Origin of the sequence: Sphaerospermopsis reniformis, assembly GCF_005402885.1 — a bacterium.
In the GTDB taxonomy this organism is placed as follows: Bacteria; Cyanobacteriota; Cyanobacteriia; order Cyanobacteriales; family Nostocaceae; genus Sphaerospermopsis; species Sphaerospermopsis kisseleviana.
Map to the genome: position 1 here is coordinate 1 of NZ_BJCE01000114.1, position 17,505 is coordinate 17,505.

Annotated in this window: 15 protein-coding genes; 11 read left to right on the plus strand and 4 right to left on the minus strand. The window is 36.3% G+C overall.

Features of this window, described 5'->3' with window-relative positions:
- Positions 1-376 precede the first annotated feature (376 nt).
- From hrcA to FFR48_RS16130, 4 genes are all read left to right on the plus strand, one after another.
- A complete protein-coding gene (gene hrcA / locus FFR48_RS16115; RefSeq protein ID WP_137668067.1) occupies positions 377-1,462 on the plus strand; it encodes a heat-inducible transcriptional repressor HrcA in 1,086 nt (361 codons plus the stop codon).
- A 21-nt stretch (positions 1,463-1,483) separates the two neighbouring features.
- Entirely contained in the window at positions 1,484-2,143 is a 660-nt protein-coding gene (locus tag FFR48_RS16120) for a DUF2834 domain-containing protein (protein ID WP_137668068.1), read from the plus strand.
- A gap of 90 nt (positions 2,144-2,233) precedes the next feature.
- Positions 2,234-2,980 (plus strand): class I SAM-dependent methyltransferase, encoded by a 747-nt coding sequence (locus FFR48_RS16125; RefSeq protein ID WP_199291245.1) that lies wholly within the window; start codon positions 2,234-2,236, stop codon positions 2,978-2,980.
- 102 nt (positions 2,981-3,082) lie between these two features.
- Complete coding sequence (locus FFR48_RS16130) at positions 3,083-3,934, plus strand: Uma2 family endonuclease (protein WP_137668069.1); 852 nt, start codon at positions 3,083-3,085, stop codon at positions 3,932-3,934.
- A gap of 236 nt (positions 3,935-4,170) precedes the next feature.
- Here FFR48_RS16130 and FFR48_RS16135 read toward each other — a convergent pair whose 3' ends face one another.
- The gene (locus FFR48_RS16135; RefSeq protein ID WP_137668079.1) at positions 4,171-5,313 is read right to left on the minus strand and encodes an acyltransferase family protein; all 1,143 of its coding nucleotides are present in this window, start codon (positions 5,311-5,313) and stop codon (positions 4,171-4,173) included.
- Between the two features lie 495 nt (positions 5,314-5,808).
- On the opposite strand from FFR48_RS16135, the gene FFR48_RS16140 reads away from it, so the two are divergent.
- From FFR48_RS16140 to FFR48_RS16150, 3 genes are all read left to right on the plus strand, one after another.
- Complete coding sequence (locus FFR48_RS16140) at positions 5,809-7,095, plus strand: FAD-binding oxidoreductase (protein WP_137668070.1); 1,287 nt, start codon at positions 5,809-5,811, stop codon at positions 7,093-7,095.
- Positions 7,096-7,159: 64 nt separating this feature from the next.
- The gene (locus tag FFR48_RS16145) at positions 7,160-8,509 is read left to right on the plus strand and encodes a (Fe-S)-binding protein (protein ID WP_137668071.1); all 1,350 of its coding nucleotides are present in this window, start codon (positions 7,160-7,162) and stop codon (positions 8,507-8,509) included.
- Positions 8,510-8,699: 190 nt separating this feature from the next.
- Positions 8,700-9,923: an acetate kinase gene (locus tag FFR48_RS16150; RefSeq protein ID WP_137668072.1), complete on the plus strand. Its 1,224-nt coding sequence runs from the start codon at positions 8,700-8,702 to the stop codon at positions 9,921-9,923.
- Positions 9,924-9,939: 16 nt separating this feature from the next.
- Here the strand turns inward: FFR48_RS16150 and FFR48_RS16155 are convergent, their stop codons facing one another.
- The 3 genes from FFR48_RS16155 to FFR48_RS16165 form a co-directional block, all read right to left on the minus strand.
- Positions 9,940-10,872, minus strand: a complete 933-nt coding sequence (locus tag FFR48_RS16155; RefSeq protein WP_137668073.1) for a hypothetical protein — start codon at positions 10,870-10,872, stop codon at positions 9,940-9,942.
- A 154-nt stretch (positions 10,873-11,026) separates the two neighbouring features.
- Positions 11,027-11,863 carry a DUF8581 family protein gene (locus FFR48_RS16160; protein WP_137668074.1) on the minus strand — a complete coding sequence of 279 codons (837 nt, stop codon included), beginning with the start codon at positions 11,861-11,863 and terminating at the stop codon, positions 11,027-11,029.
- Between the two features lie 243 nt (positions 11,864-12,106).
- The gene (locus FFR48_RS16165; RefSeq protein WP_137668075.1) at positions 12,107-12,583 is read right to left on the minus strand and encodes a hypothetical protein; all 477 of its coding nucleotides are present in this window, start codon (positions 12,581-12,583) and stop codon (positions 12,107-12,109) included.
- Positions 12,584-12,815: 232 nt separating this feature from the next.
- On the opposite strand from FFR48_RS16165, the gene FFR48_RS16170 reads away from it, so the two are divergent.
- The 4 genes from FFR48_RS16170 to FFR48_RS16185 all read left to right on the plus strand — a co-directional run bounded on the left by FFR48_RS16170 (position 12,816) and on the right by FFR48_RS16185 (position 17,306).
- On the plus strand, positions 12,816-13,601 hold the full coding sequence (locus FFR48_RS16170) for a hypothetical protein (RefSeq protein WP_137668076.1): 786 nt from the start codon (positions 12,816-12,818) through the stop codon (positions 13,599-13,601).
- Between the two features lie 125 nt (positions 13,602-13,726).
- Positions 13,727-14,518: an aminotransferase class IV gene (locus FFR48_RS16175; RefSeq protein ID WP_137668080.1), complete on the plus strand. Its 792-nt coding sequence runs from the start codon at positions 13,727-13,729 to the stop codon at positions 14,516-14,518.
- Positions 14,519-14,631: 113 nt separating this feature from the next.
- A complete protein-coding gene (gene ftsH3, locus FFR48_RS16180) occupies positions 14,632-16,473 on the plus strand; it encodes an ATP-dependent zinc metalloprotease FtsH3 (RefSeq protein WP_137668077.1) in 1,842 nt (613 codons plus the stop codon).
- Between the two features lie 212 nt (positions 16,474-16,685).
- On the plus strand, positions 16,686-17,306 hold the full coding sequence (locus FFR48_RS16185) for a tetratricopeptide repeat protein (RefSeq protein WP_137668078.1): 621 nt from the start codon (positions 16,686-16,688) through the stop codon (positions 17,304-17,306).
- Positions 17,307-17,505 lie beyond the last annotated feature (199 nt).

The following is a 17,505-nucleotide window of genomic DNA, read 5'->3' on the forward strand; positions in this document are numbered from 1 at the left end:
TTGGGGACTGGGGACTGGGGACTGGGGACTGGGTAATCAATTTTATTTTTCCCAATCACCAATTACCAATCACCAATAGTTAGCAATGCAACTGAAGCTAAATCTAACTTTTGTAGCTAAAAATACAGCTTGATTAAGAAATCATATAAGATAATATGATAAATAGATGAGAATTTAGCCTGTTTTATGATATGAGCTATGCTGTATTAATAATTACATAGAAAATAAGTTCTCACGGGAAGCTTTGCACTTAACTAATATAGTATAAATATATAATTTAGCATCTTGTTTTGATTAATAATCAATCTTTTTTACTGTTTCATTAACAAAATTTTTCAACCTTTGCTTAAAATTTGCCTTCAGTAAAACATATTCTATGCAATTCCAGCTGACAAATCGCCAAGAACATATACTTTGGGCAACTGTACGCCATTATATCGCCACTGCTGAACCAGTTGGCTCTAAAGCTTTAATTGAGGAATTTGATCTTGGTGTCAGTTCCGCTACTATCCGCAATGTTATGGGTGTTTTGGAAAAGTCGGGGTTACTTTACCAACCACACACTTCTGCGGGGCGTGTACCTTCTGATTCGGGTTATCGTATATATGTTGATAGGTTGATGAAACCGTCGGCAGCTTTAGCTAAAGAGGTTGAATCTACTTTACAACAGCGTCTACATTGGGATGATTGGAGTTTAGAAGCTTTACTACAAGGTGCGGCGCAAACTTTGGCAACATTAAGCGGCTGTATTACTCTAATAACTATACCACAACCCAATATAGTACAATTAAGGCATTTACAGCTTTTACAAGTTGAAGATGGGAAAGTTATGCTGATTGTGGTAACGGATAGTTATGAAACCCATTCCAAGGTAATGGATCTGTTTACAAGAGAGTCAGCAACTAAACCTGATCCAGAAACAATTGATCGAGAATTACAAATAGTTTCTAACTTTTTAAATAGTCATCTGCGTGGTTTTACACTCTTGGAATTAGCCCAGCTTGACTGGAGTGAGTTAGATCAAGAGTTTCAACGTTATGGGGAATTTTTGAAAAGTTCATTGACAGAATTACTCCGTCGTGCTGTTGCACCTTCAGCCACACAAATCATGGTGCGGGGTGTGGGTGAGGTGTTGCGTCAACCGGAGTTTGCCCAAGTGCAGCAGGTACAAACGATTATGCACTTATTGGAAGAAGAACAAGAGCAGTTATGGCGGTTAATATGTGAGGAATCGGAAATAGAGGAAACGGGTAAACCCAAGGTGACGGTGCGGATAGGTACGGAAAATCCCTTAGAACCCATTAGAACCTGTTCTTTGATATCTTCTAGTTATCGTCGGGGTACTGTACCCGTGGGAAGTATAGGTGTTTTGGGACCAACTCGGTTAGACTATGAAAATGCGATCGCTGTAGTAGCAGCAGCAGCAGAATATCTTTCAGAAGCTTTTAGTCAAACTGCGTAAACTGTCTAAACTCGGTAAATCATGTTGAGAAAAATCTCTTTTGGTTTAATATGGCTAGGATTTATTTCCTACGCCTTTTTATTTGCACCTCCTGATAATTTCCCAGAAAGTTTAGAGTTAATCACCAATCTTTCTACAGGAAACTGGGAAGGTATTAATCCTGCGATTATTGCCTTATTTAATATTATGGGAATATGGCCATTAATTTACAGTGCAGTGTTATTTATTGATGGCAGAAGGCAAAAAATACCAGCTTGGCCTTTTGCTACAGTTTCCTTTGGGCTTGGTGCTTTTGCACTTTTACCATATCTAGCTTTAAGAGAACCAAATCAAGAATTTACAGGTAATAAAAATTTGTTTCTGAAAATCTTTGATTCTCGCATCACAGGAATTTTATTAATGTTAGGTGCGGTGGTTTTATTTGCTTATGGTTTACAAGGAAATTGGAGTGATTTTATCCAACAATGGCAAACTAGCAGATTTATTAATGTAATGAGTTTAGATTTTTGTATGTTGAGTCTATTATTTCCTGCTTTGTTAGGGGATGATATGACGCGACGGGGTTGGAAGGATAATCAATTATTTTGGTTATTTGCTTTAGTTCCCTTTTTTGGGGCGTTGATTTATTTGTGTGTCAGGCCACCATTAAATGAACAAAAACAAGATTACCAAATGATTTGATGCATCAGGAAATAAGTAACTTTCCACTATCACACCAAACCTGATAAAATGTTTTCAATCTAAAAATAAAAATATCTGGAATTTAAAACAATGACAGAGCAGATAAAATTGGAAATGATTCAAGAAGAAAATCTCTTAACAGCAGAGTTTTTTAACCAGCAATGGCAAATTTACCAGAAAGTGTTAAAAAACAATTACATGGGACATCGAGAAATATATAATGTACTCCATGAATTATTAGTTAAACACTGGCAAAAACCGTTTACTCTGCTTGACTTGGGATGTGGAGATGGGAGTTTCACCACTCAAGCTTTATTAAATACTCAAATTGCTGAATATACAGGAATAGATGTATCTGTTCCCGCAATAGAAGATGCGAAAAAAAATATTGCTGTTACTGGTTGTCAGGGAAATTTTATCATAGGCGATTGTTGGCAATTAACGAATGAGTTAGCGCAAAATGAACCAAATAAATTTGATGTTGTGTTTACATCTTTTGCCCTCCACCATTTGCAATTAGAAGAGAAAGAAGATGTAATAAAAAATATCAAAAATCTGCTCAAATCAGGGGGAATTTTCATTTTAATTGATGTAGTTCGTCAAGAAAATGAAGATAGAGATAGTTATGTTAAACGTTATTTAGGGAATGTGAAAAAAGATTGGACTTTAATAACTCCTCAAGAGTATAAAATGGTCGATAGTCATATTTCATCTAGGGATTTTCCGGAAACTCAATCTAATCTAAAAAGTATTTCTGAAAAAGTCGGTTTTAGTAATTTTGAATGTGTTTATCGTGATGACTTGGATACAACACAATTGTTGTGTTTTTACCTATAAAAGCGATATTGTTGTTCTTCTGAAAATCTCCAGAAATCTTCAAATACCATATTATCGTGCTACATAATAGAGATCAAAGTTGTATCTTTAGGAATACCAATAATGTATCAAACAGATCCACCACTTTCCCCTAAAGAAACATTACCAACAATGTATGATCTTCCTAGCGAAGACCCGGAGGAGAAAGGTTTGCCAGATCAATTTCATTTACTACAACCACAATTATTAGCAGACACATTTCGCCCCCCTAACTATCCTAGCAACCAAATTTTTACAGCTAGTGATATGAATTTATATTACGATGGTCGTCATCCATTGTGGCATAAACGCCCAGATTGGTTTGCGGTTGTTGGTGTTTCTTCTCTGTATGAAGAAAGAGATTTAAGATTAAGTTATGTAGTTTGGCAAGAATTTGTAAATCCTTATATTGTGGTTGAATTATTATCACCAGGAACAGAAAAAGAAGATTTAGGTCAAACTTTGCGAGATGTGGAAAAACCCCCAACTAAGTGGGAAGTTTATGAGCAAATTTTAAGAGTTCCTTATTACGCAATTTTTGATCGTTATCAATCTGAATTTAGAATGTTTGAGTTAAAGGGCGCTCATTATACTGAAGTGAATTTATCAGATTTACGTTTTTGGATTCCTGATTTAGAATTAGGTTTGGGAGTTTGGCAGGGCAGTTACAAAAATGTTAATATGCCTTGGTTACGTTGGTATGACCAAGATGGTAATTGGGTGTTAACTCCTGTGGAAGAAGAACGCCAGAAAGCTGAACAAGAACGACAGAAAGCTGAACAAGAACGACAGAAAGCTGAACAAGAACGACAGAAAGCTGAACAGGAACGCCAGAAAGCTGAACAGGAACGCCAGAAAGCTGAACAAGAACGACAGAAAACAGAAAAATTAATTGCCCAACTACGTGCGCTTGGTGTTGAACCTGAATTAGATTAAATCACAGAATTGATGATGTTTGTTTACCACATTTTATAAATGTGGTTTTTTATGTTTTTAGGAACTTCCAAACAATAAATTATCCAATCTTGTGGGATGGGCTAGAAGCCCATCCGGGTTGAAGGGCAGGCAAGACTTGTACTGAGCGTGTCGAAGTATGCCTACCCCACAAAAATTAATTGAATATTTTTTTATCTGGAAGTCCCTTAGTGTTTAATAGCAAAATTCATGAACAACTAAATTTTCAGAAACCAACGCCGACGATACATAAAATAAAGCACTAACCACCATAATAAAAGATTGGTGATAGCAAATAATAATGAACCATTCATATTTCCCGCCCAAGCACTAAACAAATTATCATAAATCCAGGTTTTTGTAGCTACTGCATCTTTACCACTACCTACAGAAGTTTTAACTAAAATTCTGCCCACAACCCCAGACCCAACAAAGAGAAAAATGGCATTTAAACCCATCACTTCCCAAGGAAAACCCCATTTTTTTAAACCCCGAACTTCCACCACTTCATAACACAAAGCTAATACTAATAAAGCCCAACCAGCAGTATAAACTACATAAGAACTCGTCCACAAAGATTTATTAATCGGAAATACAAAACCCCATAATATCCCAATAATTAAACACCCCAAACCCCAAATTACTAAATTAACACTCGTCCTAGTTTTAACCTGCTGTTTTTGCAACCATGAACCAGTAAAATAACCAATTAAAACTGTTACCAATGCGGGAATAGTGCTAAATAAACCTTCAGGATCAAATGGTCCACTTTGATAAAGATGTTGACTTCCTAAAATCATCCGATCAATATAACCAGCAAAATTTCCTTCAGCAGATAAATTACCCGCACCAAAACCAGGAACAGGAATTAATTGCATTGCAACCCAATAACCTAAAAGCGATATTCCTGAAAATATCCATAAACCACGTTGGGAAAGTTGTAAAACCACAAAAGCAGCAATTACATAAGTTAAACTGATACGCTGCAACACCCCCATAATTCTAATTTTACTTAAATCAATGGGTATTCCTTTTAAAGTAAAATCGAGAAAAAAAGTAAGCAAAGTCAAAAATAAACCCAAAGCAAATAACACCAAACCTCGGCGAATTATTCGCAAATAAACTTGACGATTGGGACGGTTTTCTGGTGTGTTTTCTCGTGCATATTTAGCAAAAGAAAAAGGCATTGCTACACCAACAATAAATAAAAAGAAAGGGAAAATTAAATCTGTGGGTGTGCAACCATGCCATTTTGCGTGTTCTAATGGTGGGTAGATGTAACTCCAACTACCAGGATTATTAACTAAAATCATAGAGGCGATCGCAATTCCCCGAAATACATCCAGAGAAACAAGACGCAGAAACGAATTTTTAATTACTGTTGACACAAAAAAATTCCCATCACCATCACTTAGATATTAAGGATAATACATTTTTTTAGAACTTATCAAAGCAAAAATTTTTCCTGTCATCCATATTTTTTACCCTGGAAAGGGGAGGTTTTAAACCTTGAATCAAAGGGAGCATCTCAATTCTTAACAAATAACCGTAGCAACACCAAAAACTCTCTTCTTCCTTCTTCCCTTCGTGTCCTACCCTTCGGGAACACCTTCGGTGAACGTACCTTCGTGGTTCGTTCATTTCACGTCTTGACCTCAAGCAAAAAATAAACTTACACATTTGGGATACTCCCGAATCAAACAATTATCAATTGTCAATTCTCAATTATCAATTGATCAGTTGGGTATTTGCACAAAATCAAAAATTCCTAAAGATTAATTTACCAATTTTCCTCTGGTGTATGATTTTTGTTAAATTAACCAGTACATTAATAAGGAGGATAGGAAAACAAACCAATGAATGCGATCGCCTCTACCATAGCATCTATTATCAACACAGAAAACGCTGTCTTAACTTGGGAAAATCTCGCACCCAGTCAGCAACAACGTATTCAAGCAGCGATAAACCCCAAAACCCATCCCAGTTGTATCGTTTATCCCCACACTCAAGAACAACTGGCCGCAGTCATGTCCGCTGCAAACAGCAATAAATGGTCCGTTCTCCCCTGCGGTAGTGCAAGTAAACTTCATTGGGGTGGTTTAAGTAAAAATATTGATATTGTTGTCAGTACAGAACGTATTAACAGACTCATAGAACACGCGGTAGGTGATCTAACTGTCACCGTAGAAGCAGGAATAAAATTTGGCGAAATTCAAGAAATTTTAGCCAAATATCGGCAAAATTTAGCTCTTGACCCTGCTTTTCCCGCTTTTGCTACCATTGGTGGTATTATTGCTACTGCTGATACAGGTTCTCTACGTCAACGTTATGGCGGTGTGCGTGACCAACTTTTAGGTATAACTTTTATCCGCGCTGATGGACAAATTGCCAAAGCAGGGGGAAGGGTAGTAAAAAATGTTGCTGGTTACGACTTGATGAAATTGTTTACCGGTGCTTACGGTACATTAGGAATTATCAGTCAAGTCACTTTTCGAGTTTATCCTTTACCAGAAACATCGGGAACTGTAATATTAACTGGTAAAGCTGAAGCGATATCCCAAGCTGCTACAATTCTTCAAGGTTCTGAGTTAACACCAACTCAAGCAGATTTAATATCCAGTCAATTAGTTTCTGATTTAAATTTAGGTAGCGGAATAGGTTTAATTGTCCGGTTTCAAAGTATTAGCGAAAGTGTGAAGGAACAGTCTAACAGACTTTTGGCAATTGGTCAAAAATTAGGTTTAAATGGGGCAATTTATTCAGCCGAAAATCAGGCTAATTTATGGCAACAATTACCAGAAACAATACATAATTATGGTAATAATTCAGAAATTACTGCCAAAATAGGAGTATTACCAACTGCTGCGGTGGAGGTGATTAATCAAATTAATTTCGGGTTGATTCATCTCAATAGCGGTTTGGGTTTGGTGCGGTTAGAAAATCAAAATCAGGTTTTGAACGTGCGTGATTTCTGTCAATCTAATTCTGGTTTTTTAAGTGTTTTATCTGCACCTTTTGAAATAAAAGAAAAGTTGGATATCTGGGGTTATAATGGTAATGGTTTGGATATGATGCAGCGAATTAAAAAACAGTTTGATGGAAATTATATTTTAAGTCCTGGTCGGTTTGTTGGTGGGATTTAAGGTTTAAGAATAACGAACCGCAAAGTACGCAAAGTACGCAAAGTTAAGAGGGGAAGAAAGAGTCATGCAAGTTTCGGAAAGTTCGGTGAATAAGACTGCTAGTGTTAAGAATTTACAGGGTTTTGATCCTAGTCATCCTCCTGATCCTAAGTTGATTGATAGTTGTGTTCATTGTGGGTTTTGTCTTTCTACCTGTCCTAGTTATCGGGTAATCGGAAAGGAGATGGATTCACCCAGGGGTAGAATCTATTTAATGGATGCTATTAATGAGGGAGAAATTGCTTTAAATACTGCTACTGTTCAACATTTTGATTCTTGTTTGGGTTGTCTTGCTTGTGTGTCAACTTGTCCTTCTGGTGTGCAGTATGATAAGTTGATTTCCGCAACTCGTCATCAGGTGGAAAGAAATTATAACCGCAGTTTTTCTGATAAGTTAATCCGTCAATTGATTTTTTCTCTGTTTCCTAATCCTGATGTTTTAAGAATTTTACTTTTCCCTTTATTTGTTTATCAAAAGTTGGGGGTTTCTCAGTTATTACGCGCTACTGGGTTAATGAAAAAAATCTCTCCCCGGTTAGCTGCTATGGAGTCTATTTTACCGGAAATTACTGTTAAGTCTTTTCAGGATAATTTACCCGATATCATTCCTGCAAAGGGTGAAAAAAGATATCGTGTTGGTGTAATTTTGGGATGTGTACAACGTTTGTTTTTCTCTCCGGTAAATGAAGCAACAGTGAGGGTTTTAACTGCGAATGGTTGTGAAGTTGTAATTCCTAAATCTCAAGGTTGTTGTGCTGCACTTCCTGAACATCAAGGACAAACTGAACAAGCAAAAGCTTTAGCAAGACAAATGATTGATAGTTTTGCTGATACAAATGTCGATTTTGTGATTATTAATGCTGCTGGTTGTGGTCATACTTTAAAAGAATATGGTCATATTTTAGCTGATGATCCAGAATATGCCCAAAGAGCTAAAGCATTTGCAGCAAAAGTAAAAGATGCACAGGAATTTTTAGCAAATGTGGGTTTAACTGCGGAACTTTCACCTTTAACAGATAAACCTTTAACTTTAGTTTATCAAGATGCTTGTCATTTATTACATGGTCAAAAAATTAGTGTTCAACCCCGTCAGTTATTAAGAAAAATTCCCGGAGTCACCTTAAAAGAACCCATAGATGCAGCTTTGTGTTGTGGTAGTGCAGGTATTTATAATCTGCTACAACCAGAAGTTGCTGAAGAATTAGGTGAACAAAAAGCCCAGAATTTAATCAATACTGGTGCTGATTTAATTGCTTCCCCTAACCCTGGTTGTAGTTTGCAAATTAGTAAATATTTGCAGGGTAAAAATATTTCTTTGATGCACCCGATGGAATTATTAGATTATTCTATTCGCGGAGAGAAATTGAAATTTTAAAAAGTTAGCATTCAGTAAATGTAGGGGTTTAGCATTGCTAAACCCTTACAGAATTTTTGATAAGTGGATGAAAAAAATAATCAGAATGTAACTATTTTTAAGATAAAATTTCATCTACTCGGTAGCAGATTTTCAAAAGCAATTGTAAAATCATGACAGCATCAGACCAAGTTATGTTTCCCATTATCCTATGAAGATTCTAGTCTTAAATGCCGGATCTAGTAGCCAAAAAAGTTGTTTGTATGACATTACAGATGCAACTCTTCCCCAAGAAGCACCAAAACCTCTTTGGGAAGGGAAAGTTAACTGGACTCAAGACCGTGGTGTGGCTGAAATTGAGGTAAAAACCGCCACTGGTGAAACACTGCAAGAATCTATTTATGGTGACTCCCGCAAAGCCCATGTAGCATATATGCTGTATACTCTTACTCGTAGTGCTACCAAGGTACTGAGTAATTTATCAGAAATTGATGTGGTGGGACATCGTGTGGTACATGGTGGCTTAAATTACCGCAATAGTGTTATAATTAATGAGGATGTTAAACAGGCGATCGCTAATCTTTCAACCCTTGCCCCAGCCCATAACCCAGCGGCTTTGGAAGGTATAGAAGCCATTGAGCAAAGCTTGGGAGATGTTAAACAAGTGGCAGTATTTGATACAGGTTTTCATAGCACCTTACCGGATGCTGCTGCCGTCTATCCCGGTCCTTATGATTGGGTAGAGAAAGGTATCCGTCGCTACGGCTTTCATGGTATCAGTCACCAATACTGTGCGAACCGTGCAGCGCAAATTCTTGGTCGAGATTTGACAGACCTGCGTTTAATCACTTGCCATTTAGGTAACGGTTGCTCTTTAGCTGCAATTAAAGAAGGTCGCAGTATTGATACCACTATGGGATTTACACCTTTAGATGGTTTGATGATGGGAAGTCGTTGCGGTTCAATTGATCCAGGAATTTTAATCTATCTATTGCGTCAGTCTGATTACTCAGCAGAAAGCTTAGATTATGTTTTAAATAAAGCTTCTGGTCTACGGGGAATTTCGGGTGTTTCCAGTGATTTACCTCAAGTTCTGGCAGCAATTGAACAAGGTAACTATCGTGCTAAACTAGCTTGGGATATTTACGTACATCGGTTACGGACTGGTATCGGTTCGATGTTGGCTAGTTTGGGTGGTTTAGATGCGTTAGTATTTACCGCTGGAGCAGGTGAAAAATCGCCATTAATCAGACAAGCAGCTTGTGAAGCGTGGGAATTTTTAGGATTGAAAATAGACTCGGAGAAAAATAAACAACAACCAATTGATGTAGATATTGCTACACTTGATTCTAATGTGCGAGTATTAGTTATACACACACAAGAAGATTGGGCGATCGCTCAACAATGTTGGCAGTTATGTCAAATTAAACAGTAAAAATGTTGAATCTAATTTAATTAAGGATTATCTTCAAGAGAATTTTACCAAGTTTTGGTAGTAACCACTTGAGCAAATGTGGTATCAACACTATTAAAACTAAATTTCCCAAAAATATAACTGGAACATCTGAAAAACTACTTACATTAACAAATAAATTAGTGATCAACCAGACTAACCAATTGATAAGCTCTTGATTTTTTTTTCTCCCTATATATTTTTTCAGTTCATTGACAATGAATAGATTCAGTATAGCTAATAGCAAAAATAGGATTATCCAGACTAATATTAATATAAAAAATTGCCATCCTGTGACGGCAGCTACTTTCCAAATAATCAAACTTGCAGGAAGAATTGCATATATAAACCAATATACAGAATTTAAATTACTTCTGAGACGCTTTATTATTTGTTCCGTTAGCCAATAATGAGCAGAGACAATTCTTAAACAATCTGCATTTTCTAGGAAATCATAACGAATCTTGTGGATAATATCACCATCAAATAACACAGTAGTTTGCAAGATAATATTAATTTTCTGATCTGCGGTTGATTGATAATAAGAATTAAAGGTGAACCCTGATAGAGAAATAATCTTTGTCTGTGGATTTTTATTAGTCAGTAATTGCCAGATTTGAGCTAAAAACAAATAAACAAGAAAATAAACTTTGGGATTTTTATAATTAACCTGGTTTTTATTTGGCTCAATTACATTCTCAGTCACAAAAGTATAGTACCATAAAGGTAATACCAACCCTGAAGGAATATAAAGAGATAAACCCTGGATTTGCGCTTTTTCAATTTGCTCTATAATTGAATTATTCAAATAAAAACTATACTCTCCTTCATCAACTTTAAATTCCACAAAACTACTGCCCGGAGGAACTTGCAAAGAAAATGAAAAACTATGATTACTATATGCTTTATTGATTTTTTGTTTAAATTTCATAACACCCTAAGTACCCTGCAAATATATCTTGATATCTTGATTAAATTTATCTTGATTTATCATTAAAGTAGCCAAAATAGTTTTATAGTGCGTCAAACGAGGAATTTACATCTGGTTTTATTGACGCACTTTCTGATTAATTTTAGTGAAAAATCTAAATTTTACCAGAAGATAAACCAGCAATATTTTTGACAAAATTAATCAGAAATTCGATGGTTTCACGCCATTGTTTTTCACCAGACACTACACCATCATTATGAATTTTCATAACTATATCTTGATCGGTTTCTTTTAAATTAAATAAATCACGATGATAACGGGTAATAATATCACCGTCTAATTGCATTATCGTTTGAGCATAAATCGTATCTACTTGATCACTTGTGATATCACCACCATCTAATGCTGCTTTTAGTTCCGAAACTTTACGCAAAGTCAACACAAATTTATCATTACTCAAAATTTTTGAGATTTTCTGATAATTATCTACATTATTTTCATGATCTCCAAAAGGAGAAGGTAACATTGACTTTGATTCTTTTTTTCCATCTGCATTTAATCTATTTTCATCTATATATCGCAGACGTTTATTATATATATCTATGACTGCACCATCTGGTTTTCCAGATTCTTTATATTCTAGCTCTTGCTCTAAAAGTATGTAAATATATTCTCTTTCAAGTTGTAAAAATATATTGATATAACGTTCCTGCAAATCTAGAACAATCTGTTTATCTGTAAAATAATTTGGATCACTTATAGCATAAATATTGTAATATGCTTGCCAAGGATTAAACTTAGAACCGCTAATATTACTCACAACTATCGTGTTTACTTCTAAAGTTGTAATGTCTTTCACCAAGACATTGACTGAATCAACAAATTTATTTAGTAAATCTTTGGCTTTGTTTACCGTGCCAAGATTGGTAATATTTTGATTATCTTGAGATTTAGATTCCAAAGCTTTTTGATTTTGAATTTTAGCAAACATGATAACAACCTTATTAACAAATTTTCTACATGAGCATGAATTTGATACTTGAAGCGATACAAGAAATATGCTTCTCCTGATTGAGACTTTATTTAGATTTAGATATAGTGAGAAGATTTGCAATCATAGATTTTTCATTGTTATATAAAAACTGAAATCTAAATTTCCTAGATATAAAAAGGTAGATTTAAAACGGATTGAGAATATTTTTTAAATCTGCCCCTTTCACTATCAACCAACTAATTAAGGACGTTTTGATGGTTGTGAATTTTGATTGTTTTGACTATGTTTAAGCATAGCCATCAAAATTTCATATAACTTTTGGATACTTTCTATATTTTTTTGAATTATTTCCCGACTTTCTTTCACTTGGCTTAAATGAAATTCCCTCAGTTCTGCATAGGGACCATCACCAATAAATTTACTACCTACTTCATTTTTGATATCACCATCAATCAAATTGATGCGCGTCAACAATCTATTTTCTGGTTTAGCAGTTTGTGACTCATCCGTAAATGATGAAGAAGCATCAAAAACAGAAGTTTCAATTTCTAATTCGACTACATCTGCTATGGCGGTTTTCATGATGTCAACTATATCATTGAAACTCACACCATTTTTTTTGAAATCCAGATTATTTAGCTGTTTTTGGAATTTATTTGGTTTTTCAGAACCTTCTGCATGAATTTGCAAGTCTTCTGCTAACTTTGTTTCAGCCATAATAGCTATGTATATGTATATGTACAGGGTTAAAGTTGTATCAAAATCTTATTGTTGGTTATATTGGTTTTTTTTTCTAGTCTTTTTTAATAAACTTAACTTTAATATAAGTATTTTAACGTAAATGTAAGTTTATATTAAACATTTCCTATTGTCAATCTGTTACGAACTTGTTGCAAAGCCTGGTAAAATATACAATCAGGTAAATTTGCTGAGAAAGCTAAGAAAAATTATGTTGTTATCTCGTGAATTTATTATTACGCCTTTAGTAGCTTGTTTCTGCATCTTAGGAATTAGTTTAAGTCAATTTCCGAGATTGCAAGCACTTATCAACAGCGAACAATCTATGTCTGTGGAAGCTTTGGAAAAAGAACAACAAAAAGAAGCTTTACGTTTGAGTTTACTGCAACAAATACCCACTTTTGGTTATGATAACCTCATTTCTAATTGGGTATATATTGACTTTTTGCAATACTTTGGTGATGATCCCGTTAGAGATAAAATAGGTTATAGTTTAAGTCCAGAATTTTTTGCAATCATACTTAAACATGACCCGAAATTTAGAGAAGCTTATCTTGGTCTTTCTGTTAGTAGTTCTTTATATGCAGGTATGCCAGAAAGAGCTATTACATTAATGGATAAAAGTCTAAAATCCCTATCTCCTAAAATCCCAGAAAAATCTTACTATATCTGGCGTTATAAAGGCACAGATGAGTTATTATTTTTAGGTGACTCCCAAGCCGCAAGTAAGTCTTTTCTCAAAGCGGCAGAATGGGCTAGTGAATACGATGATCAAGACAGTAAAAATGTAGTTTCTCTGTCCCAATCTACTGCTAAATTTCTAGAAAGAAACCCTGATAGTAAGTATGCTAGAATTGCCAGTTGGGGCATGGTTTTACAAAATAACGTAGATGAAAAAACCCGCAACCGTGCAATTCAAGAAATTGAAAATTTAGGTGGTAAAATAGTGATTAATAATCAAGGATTACCAACTGTAACTTTCCCAGAAAAAGATTAAGGTAATTGATAATTGATAATTGATAATTGATAATTGATGATTGATGATTGATGATTGGTAAAAATAAAATTGATTACCCAGTCACCTGTCACCTGTCACCTGTCACCTGTCACCTGTCACCTGTCATGTATTGGTATTGTGGTAAATTAATAGAATCAAAAACGCTGGAATTAAACATTAATGATCCAGGTTTGCTTTTTGGAGCTACAGTTTTTACAACTTTAAGAGTTTATGATCATTCCCTTGATCATAGTTTAACTAACTGGAAAGCTCATTGTTCACGCTTGCAATTAACTTTACAAACTTTCAACTGGCCAGAACCAAATTGGAATTTTGTGCGTCAAGGTGCAGAAATGCTTTTACAGCATTTTCCCGTGATCAGAATTACTATTTTTCCCGATGGGAGAGAATGGATCACAGGTAGATTATTACCAGCAAACTTGACAGAAAAACAAAATAATGGTATAATTGCTGGACTTGCAAAACCAGAATTTGCCCGTTCTCTCCCCAAGCATAAAACAGGCAATTATTTGAGTCCTTGGTTAGCGAAAAATAATGTTCAAGCCGTAAACGCCGAAGAAGCGATTTTAATAGATAATGAGGGCAATTGGTTAGAAACCAGTACAGGTAATCTTTGGGGTTGGAAAGATGGCAGTTGGTGGACACCACCATTAGAAGTGGGAATATTGCCAGGGATAGAGCGAACGCACATTATCCAACATTTACAAAACCGTCAAATCACCGTCCAGCAAGCACCTTGGACACCACAGCTAGTTAAAGAATTTGCAGCGATCGCCTACACTAACAGCGTTGTCGAGATAATTCCCATTCATACCGTACATCAGCCCACCGGATCGTTAGAATATAATCCTAAGCATCCTTGCTTTTTAGAACTTAAAGGATTATTTCTACCATGACAGGAACGCCATTTTGGTATATCTTAAGATAAGTTAACATAATTCTCATAAAGCCCTCTCTTATTTTAGAGACCTTACACTAACGCCCAAAAAATACAGGAGGATAGACCTCAGTGAATAAAAGATGGAGAAATGCGGGGCTATATGCGCTGCTGTTTATTGTAGTAATTGCTTTAGGGACTGCGTTTTTTGACAACCAACCCCCCCAAGTAGAAACATGGCGCTATAGTCAATTTATTCAAGAAGTTGATCAAGGCAAAGTAGAAAGAGTCAGTCTCAGTTCAGATCGTTCTACAGCAATTGTTACACCTAAATACGACCCCAATAAAAAGCGTGTCACCTTAGTTAGCGATCCAGATTTAATCAATACTCTGAGAGATAAAGGTGTTGATATTGCCGTATTACCCCAAACCGACGAAGGATTTTGGTTTAAAGCACTGAGCAGCTTATTTTTCCCTGTATTGCTGTTGGTTGGTTTATTTTTCTTACTCCGTCGCGCTCAAACAGGTCCTGGTAGCCAAGCGATGAACTTTGGTAAGTCCAAAGCTAGGGTACAAATGGAACCCCAAACCCAAGTCACCTTTGGCGATGTAGCAGGTATTGACCAAGCTAAACTGGAATTAAACGAAGTTGTAGACTTTTTGAAAAACGCCGATCGCTTTACCGCTGTTGGTGCAAAAATTCCTAAAGGTGTATTATTAGTCGGACCTCCAGGAACTGGTAAAACCCTCCTCGCACGTGCTGTAGCTGGAGAAGCAGGTGTACCTTTCTTCAGTATTTCCGGTTCTGAATTTGTGGAAATGTTCGTGGGTGTGGGTGCTTCCCGTGTCCGCGATTTATTTGAACAAGCAAAAACCAACGCTCCTTGTATCGTCTTCATTGATGAAATTGACGCAGTAGGTCGTCAACGGGGTGCAGGTTTAGGTGGTGGTAACGATGAACGGGAACAAACCCTCAACCAGCTATTAACAGAAATGGATGGTTTTGAAGGTAACACCGGCATCATCATCATTGCAGCCACCAACCGTCCTGACGTTCTCGACGCAGCTTTATTGCGTCCTGGTCGTTTTGACCGTCAAGTTGTGGTAGACCGTCCCGACTACGGTGGCCGTAGCGAAATTCTCAAAGTTCACGCACGGGGTAAAACCTTATCTAAAGATGTGGACTTGGATAAAATCGCTCGTCGTACCCCAGGGTTCACCGGTGCAGATTTATCTAACCTGTTAAACGAAGCCGCAATTTTAGCAGCACGTCGGAATTTAACCGAAATTTCGATGGATGAAATTAACGATGCTATTGACCGGGTGTTAGCAGGTCCAGAAAAGAAAGACCGAGTAATGAGCGAAAAGCGCAAAACCTTGGTTGCATACCACGAAGCTGGCCATGCTTTAGTTGGTGCATTAATGCCTGACTATGACCCTGTACAGAAAATTAGCATTATTCCCCGTGGTCGTGCTGGTGGTTTGACTTGGTTTACTCCTAGCGAAGACCGCATGGATACAGGTTTATATAGCCGTGCATATCTGGAAAATCAGATGGCCGTGGCTTTAGGTGGTCGTTTAGCTGAAGAAATTATCTTTGGTGAAGAGGAAGTTACTACCGGTGCTTCCAATGACTTGCAACAAGTAGCGCGAGTTGCCAGACAAATGATTACTCGTTTTGGCATGAGCGATCGCTTGGGTCCTGTGGCTTTGGGTCGTCAACAAGGTAATATGTTCTTAGGCAGAGATATCATGTCTGAGCGTGATTTCTCCGAAGAAACCGCCGCTGCCATTGATGAAGAAGTGCGTAAATTAGTTGATGTTGCTTACGCACGGGCTAAGGAAGTTTTAGTAAGTAACCGTCACATTTTGGATCAAATTGCCCAAATGTTGATTGATAAAGAAACCGTTGACGCTGATGAATTGCAAGAAATTCTGGCTAATAATGATGTGAGAACTGCTGCTTTTGCATAGTAGTTAATCAATTTAATCAGTTTTTCAGATGGGGGTATTTCTGTGGTTTCTGGAAATACCCCGATTTTTTTGATAGGGAAGACGGAATAGGAAGATAGGGAAAAATGTTCTGCTCAATGGAATTAGTAATAATTTAGGAGTATGGGTTTAGCACTACTAAAACCCTACAAAGATAAAAAGTCATTTTATGATCATTTTTCAGCACAAAATCTATGTTTTTTATCAACTCTTTAGAAAGTCAATTGCAACGCTGGAACGAAACAATTATTAAACAACCAAACAACCCTAATGTGTACATTCGTCGGGGAATGGTTTATTTTCAACTGGGAAAAATTCAAGAATCAATTACAGATTTTGATACCGCAGAAAAATTAGATGATCGAATTATTCCCTATCTTTGGCAACGGGGTTTATCTTATTATTATGCGGAAAGATTCGCCGAAGGTGCAAAACAATTTGAAATTGATTTAACTGTCAATGCACAGGATGTAGAAGAAACTGTGTGGAGATATCTTTGTATTGCTAGGTTATCGGGTGTGGGAGAAGCTAGAAATTCTTTATTACCTGTGAAAAATGATCCCCGGAAAATTATGCGTTGTGTCTATGATTTATTTGCGGGTAATCGTACAACTGATGATGTTTTGATTGTGGGTAAATCAGAAGGTTTAAAAGGTAATTTTTACAGTCATCTGTATTTAGGTTTGTATTATGAAGCTGAGGGGAATGAAGAGTTAGCAAAAGAGTATATTGTCAAAGCTGCGGATAAGTTTAAAATTGATGATTATATGTGGTATTTGTCACAAGTTCATAAACAGGTGAGTGGGTGGAATTAGCAGAGGAAATAAATATTTATTTAAATTTCTTTAGAGAAATGCAAGAAAATATTTCTTTAGAGAAAAATTAAGTAGGGTTTGCTGAATAAACCTAAAACCTTGATATATCAAAGGTTAGAGGCTGATAAACACAGAAATTAGTGCAAGGGTTTTGAAGGGTATACCGGAAAAAGTGTGCATTTTTGGGGATTTCAAGAGA